Genomic DNA, 14,780 nt, shown 5'->3' with positions numbered 1-14,780 from the left:
ACGCGAGTCAGCGCGTCAGCAGGTCCTGCAGGACGATCGCCTGGTTGTGCTCGTGGTCGGCAGCTCCGAAGAGCAGGGTGACCCGGCCGTGGTCGGCGACGATGTCCTGCAGCTGCTGCCAGGCCTGCGAGCCGTCGAGCTCACGCTCGTAGCGCCGCGCGAACTCCTCGAAACGCTCCGGGTCGTGGCCGAACCACCTGCGCAGCTCGGTGGAGGGCCCGACCTCCTTGAGCCACTCGTCGAGGGCGGCGGCCTCCTTGCTCACCCCGCGCGGCCACAGCCGGTCGACGAGGACCCGGTAGCCGTCTCCAGGCGCCGCCTCGTCCCGGACCGAGCGGACGTGGACCTGCGCTGTGGTGCTCACGCCCCGACCGTACTCCCGCGTGGGCGTACCCAGCTCAGAGCCATCGCGCCTGCCGTGTAGAGCCACGCGACGACGGCGACCCACAGCCAGCTGGCACCGATCTGCTCGACGAGCGGCAGCTCGTCGGCGCGACCGAGGTACATGCCCGCGACCGCGTACATGCCGAGGGGAAAGACGATGCTCCACCACGTCGACTCGTAGCGCAGCGGGATGCGGTGGATGACGTGGCGCCATACGCCGACGGCGAAGAGCACGGGGATCAGCCAGGTCGCCCATGCCCAGCAGAGCACGACGAGGCCGGCGATGAGCCCGCCCGTCGCGTCGACGATCGGCGTCGAGTCCATCTCGACGATCTTGGCCCCGGCGACGATCGAGATCGCCACGGCACCCATCGAGACCCAGTAGGGCGGGCTGAGCTCGTGCACGTCGAGGGGGTAGAGCGTCAGGCGCAGGGCGACGAGGACCGCGCACGCGGCGTACAGGACGATCCCGACCGACCACGCGCAGACGGCGAGGACGGCGAGCTCGGACTGCCCGCGGCCGACGAGCGGCTCGAGTCCGGCCGCGGTCGTCGCGACCGACTGGCTGGCGACGACCCAGATGAACCACGTGCCGTTGGCCTCGGCGAGCGCCGGCCGCTCTCTGCGGGAGAGCACGGCGGCCCACGGGACGGCATAGCTGAGCAGCAGCCCGACCGGGGCCGCGACCGCCAGCAGCACGGCGCTCACGGTGTGGTCGAGGTCGAGCAGGCGCACCGCGACGACCCCTGTGCCGGCGATGATCGTGTAGAAGCCGAAGGCCTTGCGTGGGTCGCGCAGGTCAGTGATCACCCGGCCGCGGTAGGCGACCAGTCGCGCAGCGAGCGCGACCAGCAGCACGATCCACGCGCCGCCGGCGATGACGAGCAGGACGAGCGAAGGGAGGTGCAGCCCCTGCTGGTCGAGCCCGATCGACACGATGCCCGTCGCCATGACGAAGGCGAAGGCTCCCGGTGGCAGGTCCGCGACCGCGGATCGGATCCTCTGCACGGGTCAGCCGACGACGTCGTGGGGATGGAGCTGGACGTCATGGAGCAGGCAGCGGCACCCGGCAAGGTCGTGCCCGGTGGGTGGCGGTGCGGCGTCCATGTCGCCATGGCGCCACCGGGTCCAGGGTCAGCGGGTGGAGAGGGCGGAGCGCCCGCCCATGCCTCACCCGAAGTCGTCGCCCCGCAACCACACCTCGACGCCGTGGGCCTCGGCGATCGCCCCGATCTGCGGCGCGGCTTCGGCGAAGGTCTCGGGCGACAGCGGGAGCGTGAGGTCACGCTGGCCGCGCCTGCCGTCGACGAGCACGAGTTCGACGGACCGACGACCGTCACGCATCCCCAGACCGGTGCCCGCCGTGCGGTCGAGGCCGGCCGTGACCGACTGCCGCAGACGGAACTCGGGATCGAGCCGGGCGACGGCACCGGCGCGCCGCGCACCCGGCCCTCGGGCGGTGAGGTCGATCCTCGAGATCTCGTCCCAGCCGATGTGCCGCTGGTCTGCACCCACCCAGCCGTCGACGACGGTGGCGCCGTCGACGCCGGTCTCGTCGACGAGGAGCAGCGGCTCCTCCTGGCGGGAGTCCCGCCGGATCGTCATGAACACCTCGACCGCGCTCACGAGCGTCGCGAGGGAGAGCAGGAGGAAGAGGATGCCGAAGCCGCAGCCGACGATCCGGCCACCGACACCCAGCTGTTGGAAGGAGGCGATGATCATCCAGACGCCGAAGACACCCAGAGCGGCCATGAGCACGGAGGCGATGCCGAAGCCGAGGACCTGCCGGCCGGCCCGGCCGGGGTCGTAGCGCAACGCCAGGGCTGGTGGATGGGTCACGACCGGCCCCACGGCACGAGGTCCGACCTGCCCTGCCACGAACCGTGCTCGGAGAGCGGCCGGAAGCGGTACGTCGCGAACTCGTGGTGGAAGTCGCGCCGCTCCCGCCCGCGCATCGCGGCCGCGTGCCGGTCCGGCTGGGGAACCTCGGAGCGGCCGTGGACCATCTCGACCATCTCGCGCACGCTGCGCCAGATGGAGAAGGTCGAGATCGTCCGCGGTGGGCGCAGCGCCGCGGTGGCCAGCGTCACCCCCGGGTGGTCACGGACGAGGCGCTCCACCGGGCGGCCGTGGTGCAGGAACCGCGGGAGCTCGGGGATCTTCATGCGGGCCAGGGTGACGGCGACGACCGGCTCGTCCTGCTCCAGGGCGCCGGTGCGGGTGGGCAGCCCCTCGAAGGCCGCGATGGTCGACCAGCGCCGGACGAACTCCAGCCGCACGTGCCAGCCGGCGTCGAGCCGCTGGCCCAGCGGGTCGCGCTCGAGGAAGCGGACGAGGTCCTCCTCGTCGCGCCACTGGGCGAAGACCGCCAACCGGGTCAGCTGGAGCCGCTCGGGCGAGACGACCGGGGCCCCGAGCCGCATGAGGGAGAGGCACTCGAGGTGGTCGAGACCGGGGACGCTCGTCGGGGTGAGCGGCCGCAGGAGCGCCGCTGCACCGGATCGGGCGGGAACCCGGGCCAGGTGGAAGCTGTGGATCATGCCGCGGGCTCCAGCTTGTAGTGCAGGCGAAGGGCGGGACGGTGCCACATGCGTAGGACGTGGTCGGTGCGCAGCGTCCCGTGCGGGTCGCGGTACATGTGGAAGGTCTCCCGCAGCGGCACCTTGGCCGCGTGGCTGCGTCGTCCCCGGACGACGACGTAGGCGCCGTCCTCGCCGAAGCGCCCTCCAGGGGACTCGAGGAGGAAGCCACCGTCGTCGAGAACCGAGGGGCGCAGGAAGACCTGGAGGTTGCCCGACTCGAGCGGGAAGGTCACGTGCACGCTCGGGCGGTCGGCCCCCGGGAGCGTCCGCGTCGAGTAGGCCCCGCTGAAGACCGTGCGACCGGTGGCGCGCAGGGCGCGGGTCCACGCGGCCGCGACCTGGTCGCCCCTCCCGTCGAGGATCGGGGTGACGACGCTGTCCATGCCGTGGGCGACGTCGAGCGGGCGCATCGGCAGAGCCAGCTGCTCGACCCGTCTCCCCCACAGCCGGGCGACCAGCTCCCCACCGGGCCAGAAGAGCGGGGACCAGGACGTCCAGACCTCCATCCGCCACGAGGCCGTGTGCTCGTAGAAGTCACGCACCGCCGGGTGCAGCCGGGCCGCGTCGAAGCCGGGGCCGTCGAGGAGGTCCATCGACGGAAGGAGACCGGCGCGCGGGTCTGCGTCGGCCACGGAGCCGCCGTGCCGCGCGGCCTCGGCCGCCAGCCAGTCAGAGGCCACCCGCGGGGAGCCGCTCACGGGGCCGTCCAGCCAGCGCTCCTCGCCGTCGAGGTCGACGGGTCTCCCGGTGAGCGTCCAGAACTTCCGGGATCCGATGTCGAGCAGGTGCGGCACGCGCTCGATTGTGCCGCAGCGCGCTTGGCGGGCGGACCCGTTCGGGGGGCCGTGCGACCACCCGGAGGACGCACACGACAATGGGAGGGATGCTCCCTTCGCACCTCTGGTACGTCAGCTACGGCTCCAACATGTCCCGCCGCCGTCTCGGCTGCTACATCGCCGGTGGCCGGCCTCCCGGCTCGGCGATGAGCTACGACGGCGCGCGCGATCGGACGCTGCCGACCCGCGATCACGCGGTGACGCTGCCGGGGAGCCTGTACTTCGCCGGCGAGTCGCGGACCTGGGGTGGCGGAGTCGCCTTCTACGACCACGACTCCCCCGGCGAGACCGCCGGCCGCGCCTACCTGCTGACGATCGGGCAGTTCGTCGACGTCGCCAACCAGGAGATGCACCGGCCGGCCACCCCGCACGACCCGCTCGAGGAAGTGCTGCGCGCAGGGCTGCCCGGCGAGCGCCACCGGGCCGGGCCCGGGGCGTACGAGACGCTCGTGCGGGTGGGCGAGCACGAGGGGCTGCCCATGCTGACCTTCACCGCGCCCTACGGCATGGACGCGGTCCCGCACACCGCTCCCCGCCCGACCTACCTCGCGATGCTCGCCGAGGGACTGCGCGAGGCCCACGAGTGGGACGAGGAGCGGATCGAGGGGTACTTCGCGGCGCGTGCGCTGCGCGATCAGCCGATCGTGTAGACCATGCCGCGGCCGCTCGTCGCGAGGGCGTGGCGCTAGACGTTAAACCGGAACTCCACCACGTCACCATCGGCCATGACGTAGTCCTTGCCCTCCATGCGCACCTTGCCGGCGGCCTTCGCCTCGGCCATCGAGCCGAGCCTGTCGAGGTCCTCGAAGGAGACGACCTCGGCCTTGATGAAGCCGCGCTCGAAGTCGGTGTGGATGACGCCGGCGGCCTTGGGCGCGGTGTCGCCCTTGTGGATCGTCCACGCGCGCGACTCCTTGGGGCCGGCAGTGAGGTAGGTCTGCAGGCCGAGGGTGTTGAAGCCCTTGCGCGCCAGCTGGTCCAGGCCGGGCTCGTCGATGCCGACGCCCTCGAGCAGCTCGCGGGCGTCCTCGTCGTCGAGCTCGGCGACCTCGGACTCGAGCTTGGCGTTGAGGAAGATCGCCTCGGCTGGCTCGACGAGCGCCTGCCACTGGGCCTGCAGCTCGGTGTCGGTCAACTGGTCCTCGTCGACGTTGAAGACGTAGAGGAAGGGCTTGGTCGTGAGCAGGCCGAGCTGCGCGGCGATGGTCATGTCGACCCCGGCCGCGGCCCCCTTCGCGAAGAGGGTGTCGCCGGCCTCGAGGACCCCGCGGGCGGCGAGCGCCGTGTCGAGGACGTCCTTGTCGGTCTTCTTGCCCTTGACCTCCTTCTCGATCCGCGGGATCGCGGACTCGAGGGTCTGCAGGTCGGCGAGCACGAGCTCGGTGTTGATCGTCTCCATGTCGGAGGCGGGGTCGATCTTGCCGTCGACGTGCGTCACGTCGTCGTCGACGAAGGCGCGCACCACCTGGCAGATCGCGTCGGACTCACGGATGTTGGCGAGGAACTTGTTGCCCAGCCCCTCCCCTTCGCTCGCACCACGGACGATGCCGGCGATGTCGACGAAGGAGACGGTCGCGGGCAGGATCTTCTCGCTGCCGAAGATCTCGGCGAGCCGGCCCAGCCGCGCGTCCGGCAGCGGGACGACGCCGACATTGGGCTCGATGGTCGCGAAGGGGTAGTTCGCGGCGAGGACGTTGTTCTTGGTCAGTGCGTTGAACATCGTCGACTTGCCGACGTTGGGGAGACCGACGATTCCGATGGAGAGTGCCACGGGGACAGGAGTCTAACCGCGCGAAGGGGGAACCCCGGCCTCGTCGGCCCTGCCGCGGGCGTCGCCGGCGGCGACCCAGCGCCGCAGCAGCACCCGCACGAGCCACCAGAGCGCGACGAAGAGCACGAGCAGACCGAGCAGGCGCGGCCACGAGCCACCCGAGGTGGCGACGACAGGGACGAGGAGGAGGGTGCAGGCAGCGGGCAGCGCGGCCAGCAGCAGCACGAGGTCCTTGACCGTCTCGCGACCCCACAGCGACCACAGGAGGGTCCGGCTCGTCGGCTGGCGGCGGGGCAGCTCGAGGTCGTCGAGGGGGTCGCTCACGGGTCGACCCGATCGGTGGAGTTCTCGAGGTAGAGCGTGGCGTCGGCCGCGACCGCCTCGGCGATCATCGCAGCGGTGTAGGGCGCGACCCGCTCGCCGACTGTGGCGACGTCGACCCAGTGGACCGCCTTGATCTCGCGGGCCTGCAGGACCGCGTCGTCGAGGAAGGACCCCGGCACCGTCCCGAGGTCGAAGAGGCACAGCAGCGCGTCGTCCCACCCGCGATAGGGCGGCAGCCAGTTGACCGCGAGCATGCCGCGGACGGTGACCTCGAGGCCCAGCTCCTCGCGGACCTCACGGACGACGCAGTCGGCCGGGGACTCCCCCGGGTCGACGATGCCGCCGGGCAGGTCCTGGTCGCGCTTGTAGACCAGCTCGCACAGGGCGACCCGGCCGGCCTCGTCGCGCAGCAGGCCCTGGGCGATGAGGCGCTTCTTGGGCAGTCGGGCGTTGAGCACCTTGATGAAGGCGAGCCGACCGGCCTCGGTCGCGAGGTCGGGCCGGGTCGTCGCGGCCTTGACCTCTTCCTCGGTGGGCTCCTGGCTCGTCATGGTCCCGAGGCTACCCACCAGCGATGGTCGAGGTGCGAGGCCGCCCCGCGGCCGAGCCTCGAGACCTCCTACTCCCCGCGCCGGCCGTCGATCCGCTCGCGCAGCAGGTCGGCGTGCCCGATGTGGCGGGCGTACTCCTCGATCATGTGCAGCACGAGCCCGCGCACGCTCCACGTCCACCCGCCGTGGTCCTCGAAGGTCTCCTCCAGCGCGTGCCGCGCGATGATCTCGTCCGAGGCACGGCACTCGGCCCGCCACGTGGCGAAGGCGTCGTCGACGCACTCCTGCGTGCCCTCTGCGTCGTCCCACTCGCCGTCCAAGTTGCCCGGACCGCGGTAGAGGGTGGCGACGTCCTCCCCTTCGACGCACTGGCGGAACCAGCCCTGCTCGACACGTGCCATGTGCCGCACGAGGCCCAGCAGCGACATCGTCGACGGCTCGACCGACGGGGTGGCCAGCTGCTCGGGAGTGAGGTCGGCGCACTTGGCCGCGAGCGTCTCCCGCTGCCACCGCAGGTACTCGGAGAGGAGGTGGCGTTCGTCGCCGACGGGGTCGACGGGCGTCCGCGGGTCGTCGGTCAGCATCTGCGCCCCCGGGGTCTCGCTCATGCACCCACGATCGTGCGGACGCTGGTCTGCGTCAACGGCCCGCAGCGTTGTCGGTGGTCGACGAGAGCATGGGTCATGGGTCGTCGACGATGACGAAGGGGGATGACGTGACGGTCATGCAGGTGGAGACGGTGGGGGCCGAGGCGATCGGCGGGGTGGGGTCCCGGACGGGCCCGGACACGGACGTGGGTGCAGACGCGGACCGGTGGCTGGAGGGGGCGTTGCGAGCGGTGACCAGCGCCCGTGACCGGGCGGTGCGCGGCGTCGCCGGGCTCGACGACGGGCAGCTGGAGCGGGCGCTCGTCGCGACCGAAGCCGTGCGGCGAGCCGTCGACGGACTCGAGCTCGTACTGGTCGCCGAGGTCGGGCGCCGAGGCGAGGAGCGCGGGCCGGACGGGCGCTACCGCGAGGTGCGGTTGCCGGAGGGCGCGGTCGCCGACATGGCTCCCGACGCGGTGGCGGTCGCGACCGGCATCGGTCCCACCGAGGCGGGTCGACGATGCGCCGTCGCCTCCCGCGCCGCGACCGACCTGGCCGCGCTGGCGGGGCTCGTCGCCGAGGGCCGGCTCGGACGCCGCGCTCTCGAGCAGGTGCACAAGCACACGAGCGACACCGCGCCCGAGACGACCGCAGCCATCGTCGAGCACCTGCTCGGCGAGCGTCGCGGGGCGCCGGGCTCGATCCGGATCATCGACATGGAGCCGCACGAGGTCGCCAAGACCTGCCGTCGCCTCATCTCGCGCCTCGAGCCCGACCTCATGCAGGCCCGGGCCGACGCCAACCGCGCCACCAAGCTCGACGTGCGCACCGAGGCCGGTGCCGTCGGCACGACGTGGCTCACGGCCGTGCTGCCGAGCGAGGTGGGCGCAGCGATCAAGGCGGCCGTCGACGCCGCCGGTCAGCGGTGGCGCGCCGACGACCCCAACATGCCGATCGGCACCGCCCGGGCGATGGGGTTGGCCGACCTCGTGCTGTGCGGCAGCGAGGTCACCGCCGAGGTGCGGCTCGGGGTGCCGGTCATCGCATCTGCGGTCTCCCGGCTGACCTTCGCTCCCTTCGTCGACCCGAGCTGCCCGGTGTGCCGGGGTGAGCGCGACGTGCTCTTCGAGGACATGCTCGAGGAGGGCCTGACCTGCGACGAACCCCAGCACGCTCACCTGCGGATCGTCACCGGCGAGGGCCCCGACCAGGTCGACGTCCTCGGCGAGGAGTGGATGAGCGACGACGTGACCACCCAGGTGCGGGTCGGTGGTGGCGACCGGTGGGTGTCGGGCACGACCATCCCGGGCGTCGGCTTCGTCCCGCCCGACGTCGTCGCGGCGATCGTCGCGCGTCTGGACACCCGGGTCGGGCGCGCGATGCTCGACGCGCGCACGGGCACCCTGCTCGAGACGTCGACGTCGAGCTATGCGATCCCGCGGGCGCAGCGCGAGTTCGTCGCCACGCGTGACGGCACCTGTCGCATGTGGGGCTGCGAGCGCCCCGTCGAGTCGCGGCGGCTCGGCTGGGCCGCCGACGTCGACCACGCGACGCCGTGGCCCCAGGGCCAGACGAGCCCGGCCAACCTCTCGGACCTGTGCCGGCACCACCACCGGGTCAAGCACTCCGCGCGGTGGAGCCACCGGCTGCGCGAGGACGGCTCGACCGAGTGGGTCACGCCCGGCGGGGTGGTCGCCTTCACCTTCCCGGTGCACTCGGTGGACGAGGGTGAGGAGTCGTCGTCCCCGCTTGCGGTGACCAGTGAGCAGGTTTCGTCCCCGCTTGCGGGGACCAACGAGGAGGCTTCGTCCCCACTGGCGGGGACCAGCGGAGAAGTCTCGTCCCCGCCCACGGGGACCAGCGGAGAAGTCTCGTCCCCGCCCACGGGGACCAGCGGAGAAGTCTCGTCCCCGCCGACGGGGACCAACGAGCCCGAGGAGCCGGCCGTGGAGCCTCCGCCCTTCTGATCCGAGGTCCCGGTGACAGCCCGGCTGTCGGAGGTCACTGGTTGGCTGGGGCCATGGAGATCACGAGCCTCATCACGGGAGTGCTGGTGGGCCTGGTCGTCGGCGGCCTGCTCACCTGGCTGGCGGTTCGCGCGGAGGTCACCGGCCTGCGCGTCGAGCGTGACGGGCTGCGCGAGCAGCTCGAGGCACTGCGCGAGCGCCTCGACGAGCAGGCCCTTGCTGCCGACGAGGACGACCGCACCGCGGCCGCGCTGGCGCCCCTCGGCGAGACCCTGCGCCGGGTTTCGGCCAAGGTCGAGCAGCTCGAGCGCGACCGGGTCTCGCAGTTCACCTCGGTGCGCGAGGCCCTCGGGCGGGTCGAGCACACCACGACCCGGGTGGGCCGCGAAGCCTCGTCGCTCGCCTCGTCCCTCCGGGTGTCGTCCGTGCGTGGCGCGTGGGGCGAGGTCCAGCTGCGTCGGGTCCTCGAGGTGTCCGGCATGCTCGCGCGGTGCGACTTCGACGAGCAGGCGCGCGGGGCGACCGCCACCGAGCGCGAGGTGCGCCCTGACGTCGTCGTCCACCTGCCGGGCGGCAAGCACCTCGTCGTCGACGCCAAGGCACCGATGAGCCACTGGCTGCAGGCCCAGGCCGAGGAGATCGACCCGGCCGAGCACGACCGCCTGCTCGAGGCGCACGCTGCCTCCCTTCGCTCGCACGTGGCGACCCTGTCGGGCAAGGCCTACTGGACCGCCTTCGAGCCGTCACCGGAGATGGTCGTGTGCTTCGTCCCCTCCGACGCGACCCTCGCGGCCGCCCTCTCCCGAGCACCGGGCCTGCACGAGGAGGCGATGGCCGAGCGGGTCGTGCTGGCCTCCCCCGGCACGCTGCTCGCGCTCCTGCGCACCGTCGCCTACGCCTGGCAGCAGGACGCCGTGACCCGCGACGCGCAGGAGCTGCTCACCGTCGGGCGAGAGCTCTACGCGCGGCTCGGCACCCTCGGCGACCACGCGACCCGCATGGGCCGCTCTCTGCAGCGCTCCGTCGAGGACTACAACCGGCTCATCGGCTCGCTCGAGTCCCGCGTGCTCGTCAGCGCCCGCCGCATGGGCGAGATCGGGCTGAGCACCGACGAGATCGACGAGGTCTCCGCGGTGACGACCACCCCGCGCCCGCTGACCGCCCCCGAGCTCCTCGACGTCGTCGCCGACCGCCGCCCCGAGCTCGACCTCGACCTGGGCCTTGACGTCGGCTCCGGCCTCGATCGCAGCCGCGACGTGGGCGTCGACGAGGTGGCGGCCCGCCCCACCACGCGAGACGATGTGGACCGAGGTCGCGCGCAGCGCGAGGGCGGTGCGTCCGGCCGACGCGAGGAGGCGTCATGAGCGACGACAGCACCACGACCCCGGCCTGGGACCCACCCCTCACGGGCACCGATGCGCAGCAGATCGTCGCTGCGCTCGACCGACAGCGGGCGACCTTCCGGTGGAAGGCCGACGGCCTCGACGCCGACGGACTCGCGCAGCGGATCGGCGCCTCCGAGCTGACCCTGGGCGGCCTGCTCAACCACCTCACCTTCGTCGAGGACCTCTACTCGACGCTCCGGCTCGACGACTCCGCCCTCGACGAGCGGTGGGCCACGATGCGCAGCCAGGAGGCGTGGGAGGCGCACTTCCACCCCGACGACTCTCCCGCCGACCTCTACGACCGCTACGACACGACCGTTGCCCGGGCGAGAGAGCGCGTCGCCGACGCGATCGCCGCAGACGGCATCGAGCAGCAGGTCACGACGGGCCACGATGAGATCGGCTGGGCCAACCTGCGCCGACTGCTGCTCGACCTGCTCGAGGAGTACGGCCGGCACACCGGCCAGGCGGACCTGCTGCGTGAGGCGGTCGACGGCCGCACCGGCGAGGACCCGCCCGACGACTGGCGCCCAGCCTGGCTCTGAGCAGCCGCGCCGCGAGCCGGCGGCACGCGCCTGCGCCAGCAGCCCTCAGACCTCCAGCGCCCGCGCGATCGGCACGCCCGCCCGGTAGCTCAGGTGCAGGTGGTTGGGCGCCTCCAGGACCGCGAGATCGGCCCGCGCGCCCACCTCGATCCGGCCGATGTCCTCGCGGTGCAGCGCCCGGGCACCACCGCGGGTCGCGGCGACGACGGCTTCGCTCGGGGTCAGCCCCATCTCGCGCACGGCGAGCGCGATGACGAAGGGCATCGAGCTCGAGTAGCAGGTGCCGGGGTTGCAGTCGCTCGCGAGCGCGATGGACACCCCCGCGTCGAGCAGCGCCCGCGCGTCCGGCCACGGCGAGCGGGTGGAGAACTCCACCCCCGGCAGCAGGGTCGCCGTCGTCGTCCCGGCGCACTGCACGAGGGCATCGACGTCGGCGTCCGAGAGGTAGGTGCAGTGGTCGACGCTCGCCGCGCCGAGCTCGCACGCGAGCTGCACACCCGGCCCGTGGCCGAGCTGGTTGCCGTGGACCCGCAGCCCCAGCCCGGCGTCTCGACCCGCGACCAGCACCTCGCGGGCCTCCTCCCCGGTGAACGCGTGCGGCGAGTGCGGCTCGCAGAAGACGTCGACCCACCGAGCGTGCGGCGCGCACGCCTCGAGCATCTCCCCCGTGACGAGCGAGACGTAGCCGGCGCGGTCGTCGCGGGCCTCGGCCGGCACGACGTGCGCCCCGAGATAGGTCACCTCGTCGGTCACCTCAGCGGCCAGCCGCAGCGCCCGCTCCTCGTCGGCGACGGTGAGCCCGTAGCCCGACTTCACCTCGACGGTCGTCGTGCCCTGGGCGCGCATCTCGGCGACGCGTGCGGCGAGGGCGGCGCGCAGCCACTCGTCGCTCGCCTCCCGGGTCGCGGCGACCGACACCCCGATGCCACCGCCGTCGTAGGCCTGCCCGGCCATCCGCGCGGCGAACTCCGCGGACCGGTCGCCCGCGAAGACGAGGTGCGCGTGGCTGTCGACGAAACCCGGTGTGACACAACGCCCTTCGACGTCGATAACAGCGTCTGCGGCGGGCGCCGACGAGGCCGGCCCCACCCAGGCGATGTGGCCGGCGTCGACGACGAGCGCGTGGTCGGTGCGGGCGCCGACACCCCCTTCGCCCGTCCCGTCGCAGGTGACGAGCTCACCGATGTTGGTCACGAGGGTCGACATGCTCAGGCCTCCTGCTGGTGTGGGGTGCTCGCGTGGCGGGTGATGATCCGGTGGATCAGCCGGGCCGCGACCCGCGCGGTCCGCTGGTCGACGTCGAGACGCGGGTTGAGCTCGGCGACGTCGAGGTGGACGAGCTTGCCGGAGGCGACGACCGCGTCGCACACCGCCTGGACGACGAAGGGAGGAACCCCCAGTGCCGCAGGCGCGCTCACCCCTGGCGCGACGGCAGCCGGCAGCACGTCGAGGTCGATCGTCAGGTAGACCGCGTCGACCCCGGCGAGGAAGTCTTCGACGAAGCGCACCGGCGCCCCGGTCTCCTGGCAGTCGTCGTCGAGCAGCCACCGCACGCCGAGCTCGTCGGCGGTGTCGAAGAGCGTGCTCGTGTTGCTCGTGCGCGAGATGCCGACGACGGCGTAGTCGAAGTCGACGCCCGCCTCGTGGCGGTCGGCCGCGATCTGCCGGAAGGGCGTGCCCGACGTCGGCCGCTCAGCCTCCCGCAGGTCGAAGTGCGCATCGAGGTTGAGCACGCCGAGACGCGGACGCGGCCCGAGCCCGAGGTGGCTGCCGTAGGCGGTCTCGTGCCCACCCCCGAGGACGACGGTCAGGTCGGCGCTCTCGCGGGCGGCGGCGACCACCTCGCCGAGGCGACGCTGGCCCCCTTCGAGATCGCCGTCGGTGACCGCGACGTCCCCGTGGTCGACGACCGCGAGGTCCTCGTGCACGGCGAGCGAGGCGAGCGCCGCACGCAGGGCGCCGGGCCCCTCGGCGGCGCCGACCCGACCGTGGTTGCGGCGCACCCCCTCGTCGCTCGCGAAGCCGACGAGCGCGGCGTCCGCACGCCCGTGGGACCCCGGCTCACCCACGACATTCCAGAAGCGCCGGTGCGCCAGCCCGTCGCCATCACTCCGTCCGCTCCAGACGAAGGGGGTCACGCTCACCCCTCCTGCCCGTCCCGGACGACCGGCTCCATCGGCACACGGACCCCGCGCTCGGCGGCGACCTCGGCGGCTCGCGAGTAGCCGGCGTCGACGTGCCGCAGCACGCCCATGCCGGGGTCGTTGGTGAGCAGTCGGTCGAGCTTCTGCGCGGCGAGGTCGGTGCCGTCGGCGACGCCGACCTGGCCGGCGTGGATCGAGCGGCCGATGCCGACGCCACCACCGTGGTGGATCGACACCCAGGTCGCGCCGGAGCTTGTCGCGGTGAGGGCGTTGAGCAGCGGCCAGTCGGCGATGGCGTCGGAGCCGTCGAGCATCGACTCGGTCTCGCGGTAGGGCGAGGCGACCGAGCCGGAGTCGAGGTGGTCTCGGCCGATGACGATCGGCGCCTTGACCTTGCCCTCGCGCACGAGCTCGTTGAAGAGCAGACCCGCCTTGTGCCGCTCGCCGTAGCCGAGCCAGCAGATCCGCGCCGGCAGGCCCTCGAACTCGACGAGCTCCCCGGCCGCGTTGAGCCAGCGGTGCAGGTGCTCGTTGTCCGGGAAGAGCTCCTTGAGCGCGGCATCGGTGACGGCGATGTCCTCGGGGTCACCCGACAGCGCCACCCAGCGGAAGGGCCCGAGACCCTCGCAGAAGAGCGGCCGGATGTACGCCGGGACGAAGCCGGGGAACTCGAAGGCCCGCGTGTAGCCGGCGTGCCGGGCCTCGTCGCGGATGCTGTTGCCGTAGTCGAAGACCTCGGCGCCCTCGTCCTGGAACTCGACCATCGCCTGGACCTGCGCGGCCATCGACTCGCGCGACTTCTTGGTGAAGCCCTCCGGGTCGGCCTCGGACTCGCGCTGCCACTCGTCGAGCGCGACCTCCGCGGGCAGCTAGCTCAGCGGGTCGTGCGCGCTCGTCTGGTCGGTGACGACGTCGACCTCGACCTCGCCGGCACGGTGACGCCGCAGGATCTCGGGGAAGACCTCGGCGGCGTTGCCGACGAGACCGACGGACAGGGCGCGTCGCTCCCCCTTCGCCTCGATGACCTTGGCCAGGGCGGTGTCGAGATCGGTCTCGACCTCGTCGAGGTAGCGCTTGGACTGGCGCCGGCGCAGCCGCGACTCGTCGACGTCGACGATGAGGCAGGCGCCGCCGTTGAGCGTGACGGCGAGCGGCTGCGCGCCACCCATGCCGCCGCAACCACCGGTGAGCGTCAGGGTGCCGGCGAGCGTGCCGTCGAACCGCTTGCGGGCCACCGCGGCGAAGGTCTCGTGGGTGCCCTGGAGGATCCCCTGGGTCGCGATGTAGATCCACGACCCGGCGGTCATCTGGCCGTACATCATCAGGCCCTCGGCCTCGAGCTTGCGGAACTCCGGCCACGTGGCCCAGTCACCGACGAGGTTGGAGTTGGCGAGGAGCACGCGCGGCGCCCACGGGTTGGTCCGCAGGACGCCGACCGGCTTGCCCGACTGCACGAGCAGGGTCTCGTCATCGGCCAGGTCGGTGAGGGTCGCGACGATCGCGTCGAAGGCCTCCCACGACCGCGCGGCGCGGCCGGTGCCGCCGTAGACGACGAGGTCGTCGGGGCGCTCGGCGACCTCGGGGTCGAGGTTGTTCATGAGCATGCGCAGCGGCGCCTCGGTCTGCCAGCTGCGGGCGGTCAGGTCGGTGCCTCGGGGGGCACGCACGGGACGGGCTCCATCCATGGTGATCACTCTCTTCCTT

General features: G+C 72.7%; 15 protein-coding genes and 1 pseudogene. 4 read left to right on the top strand and 12 right to left on the bottom strand.

Going from position 1 to position 14,780, the window contains the following annotated elements:
* Positions 1–7: 7 nt before the first annotated feature.
* The 5 genes from NYE39_RS14260 to NYE39_RS14240 form a co-directional block, all read right to left on the bottom strand.
* Positions 8–364: a DUF488 domain-containing protein gene (locus NYE39_RS14260; protein WP_341013042.1), complete on the bottom strand. Its 357-nt coding sequence runs from the start codon at positions 362–364 to the stop codon at positions 8–10.
* The gene (locus NYE39_RS14255; protein WP_341013041.1) at positions 361–1,392 is read right to left on the bottom strand and encodes a tellurite resistance/C4-dicarboxylate transporter family protein; all 1,032 of its coding nucleotides are present in this window, start codon (positions 1,390–1,392) and stop codon (positions 361–363) included. Before NYE39_RS14255 ends, NYE39_RS14260 begins: the two co-directional genes overlap by 4 nt.
* A gap of 162 nt (positions 1,393–1,554) precedes the next feature.
* The gene (locus tag NYE39_RS14250) at positions 1,555–2,223 is read right to left on the bottom strand and encodes a hypothetical protein (protein ID WP_341013040.1); all 669 of its coding nucleotides are present in this window, start codon (positions 2,221–2,223) and stop codon (positions 1,555–1,557) included.
* Entirely contained in the window at positions 2,220–2,924 is a 705-nt protein-coding gene (locus NYE39_RS14245; protein WP_341013039.1) for a hypothetical protein, read from the bottom strand. The genes NYE39_RS14250 and NYE39_RS14245 overlap by 4 nt, the downstream gene beginning before the upstream one ends.
* Positions 2,921–3,760, bottom strand: a complete 840-nt coding sequence (locus tag NYE39_RS14240; RefSeq protein ID WP_341013038.1) for a hypothetical protein — start codon at positions 3,758–3,760, stop codon at positions 2,921–2,923. Before NYE39_RS14240 ends, NYE39_RS14245 begins: the two co-directional genes overlap by 4 nt.
* 89 nt (positions 3,761–3,849) lie before the next feature.
* Between NYE39_RS14240 and NYE39_RS14235 the strand changes: the two genes are divergently transcribed.
* Positions 3,850–4,452, top strand: a complete 603-nt coding sequence (locus NYE39_RS14235) for a histone deacetylase (protein WP_341013037.1) — start codon at positions 3,850–3,852, stop codon at positions 4,450–4,452.
* Positions 4,453–4,487: 35 nt separating this feature from the next.
* Here the strand turns inward: NYE39_RS14235 and ychF are convergent, their stop codons facing one another.
* The 4 genes from ychF to NYE39_RS14215 all read right to left on the bottom strand — a co-directional run bounded on the left by ychF (position 4,488) and on the right by NYE39_RS14215 (position 7,056).
* A complete protein-coding gene (ychF, locus tag NYE39_RS14230) occupies positions 4,488–5,573 on the bottom strand; it encodes a redox-regulated ATPase YchF (RefSeq protein ID WP_341013036.1) in 1,086 nt (361 codons plus the stop codon).
* 12 nt (positions 5,574–5,585) lie between these two features.
* On the bottom strand, positions 5,586–5,897 hold the full coding sequence (locus tag NYE39_RS14225) for a hypothetical protein (RefSeq protein ID WP_341013035.1): 312 nt from the start codon (positions 5,895–5,897) through the stop codon (positions 5,586–5,588).
* Positions 5,894–6,448 carry an NUDIX hydrolase gene (locus NYE39_RS14220; RefSeq protein ID WP_341013034.1) on the bottom strand — a complete coding sequence of 185 codons (555 nt, stop codon included), beginning with the start codon at positions 6,446–6,448 and terminating at the stop codon, positions 5,894–5,896. Before NYE39_RS14220 ends, NYE39_RS14225 begins: the two co-directional genes overlap by 4 nt.
* Before the next feature lie 68 nt (positions 6,449–6,516).
* A complete protein-coding gene (locus tag NYE39_RS14215) occupies positions 6,517–7,056 on the bottom strand; it encodes a DinB family protein (RefSeq protein ID WP_341013033.1) in 540 nt (179 codons plus the stop codon).
* Positions 7,057–7,172: 116 nt separating this feature from the next.
* Between NYE39_RS14215 and NYE39_RS14210 the strand changes: the two genes are divergently transcribed.
* Genes NYE39_RS14210 through NYE39_RS14200 form a run of 3 tightly spaced genes read left to right on the top strand, consistent with a single transcriptional unit; the run spans position 7,173 to position 10,932 of the window.
* Positions 7,173–9,002, top strand: a complete 1,830-nt coding sequence (locus NYE39_RS14210) for an HNH endonuclease signature motif containing protein (RefSeq protein ID WP_341013435.1) — start codon at positions 7,173–7,175, stop codon at positions 9,000–9,002.
* Positions 9,003–9,055: 53 nt separating this feature from the next.
* Positions 9,056–10,366, top strand: a complete 1,311-nt coding sequence (locus NYE39_RS14205; RefSeq protein ID WP_341013032.1) for a DNA recombination protein RmuC — start codon at positions 9,056–9,058, stop codon at positions 10,364–10,366.
* On the top strand, positions 10,363–10,932 hold the full coding sequence (locus tag NYE39_RS14200; RefSeq protein ID WP_341013031.1) for a mycothiol transferase: 570 nt from the start codon (positions 10,363–10,365) through the stop codon (positions 10,930–10,932). The genes NYE39_RS14205 and NYE39_RS14200 overlap by 4 nt, the downstream gene beginning before the upstream one ends.
* Before the next feature lie 45 nt (positions 10,933–10,977).
* On the opposite strand, the gene hutI is transcribed toward NYE39_RS14200, so the two are convergent.
* The 3 genes and pseudogenes from hutI to hutU form a co-directional block, all read right to left on the bottom strand.
* Positions 10,978–12,138 carry an imidazolonepropionase gene (gene hutI, locus NYE39_RS14195; RefSeq protein ID WP_341013030.1) on the bottom strand — a complete coding sequence of 387 codons (1,161 nt, stop codon included), beginning with the start codon at positions 12,136–12,138 and terminating at the stop codon, positions 10,978–10,980.
* A gap of 2 nt (positions 12,139–12,140) precedes the next feature.
* Positions 12,141–13,070: a formimidoylglutamase gene (gene hutG, locus NYE39_RS14190; RefSeq protein WP_341013433.1), complete on the bottom strand. Its 930-nt coding sequence runs from the start codon at positions 13,068–13,070 to the stop codon at positions 12,141–12,143.
* A 2-nt stretch (positions 13,071–13,072) separates the two neighbouring features.
* Positions 13,073–14,767 (bottom strand): annotated as a pseudogene (gene hutU, locus NYE39_RS14185) (urocanate hydratase).
* Positions 14,768–14,780 lie beyond the last annotated feature (13 nt).

This window comes from Janibacter sp. FSL W8-0316 (genome assembly GCF_038004165.1).
GTDB classification, from domain to species: Bacteria; Actinomycetota; Actinomycetes; order Actinomycetales; family Dermatophilaceae; genus Janibacter; species Janibacter indicus.
This window is presented reverse-complemented; position numbering and strand designations above follow the sequence as displayed.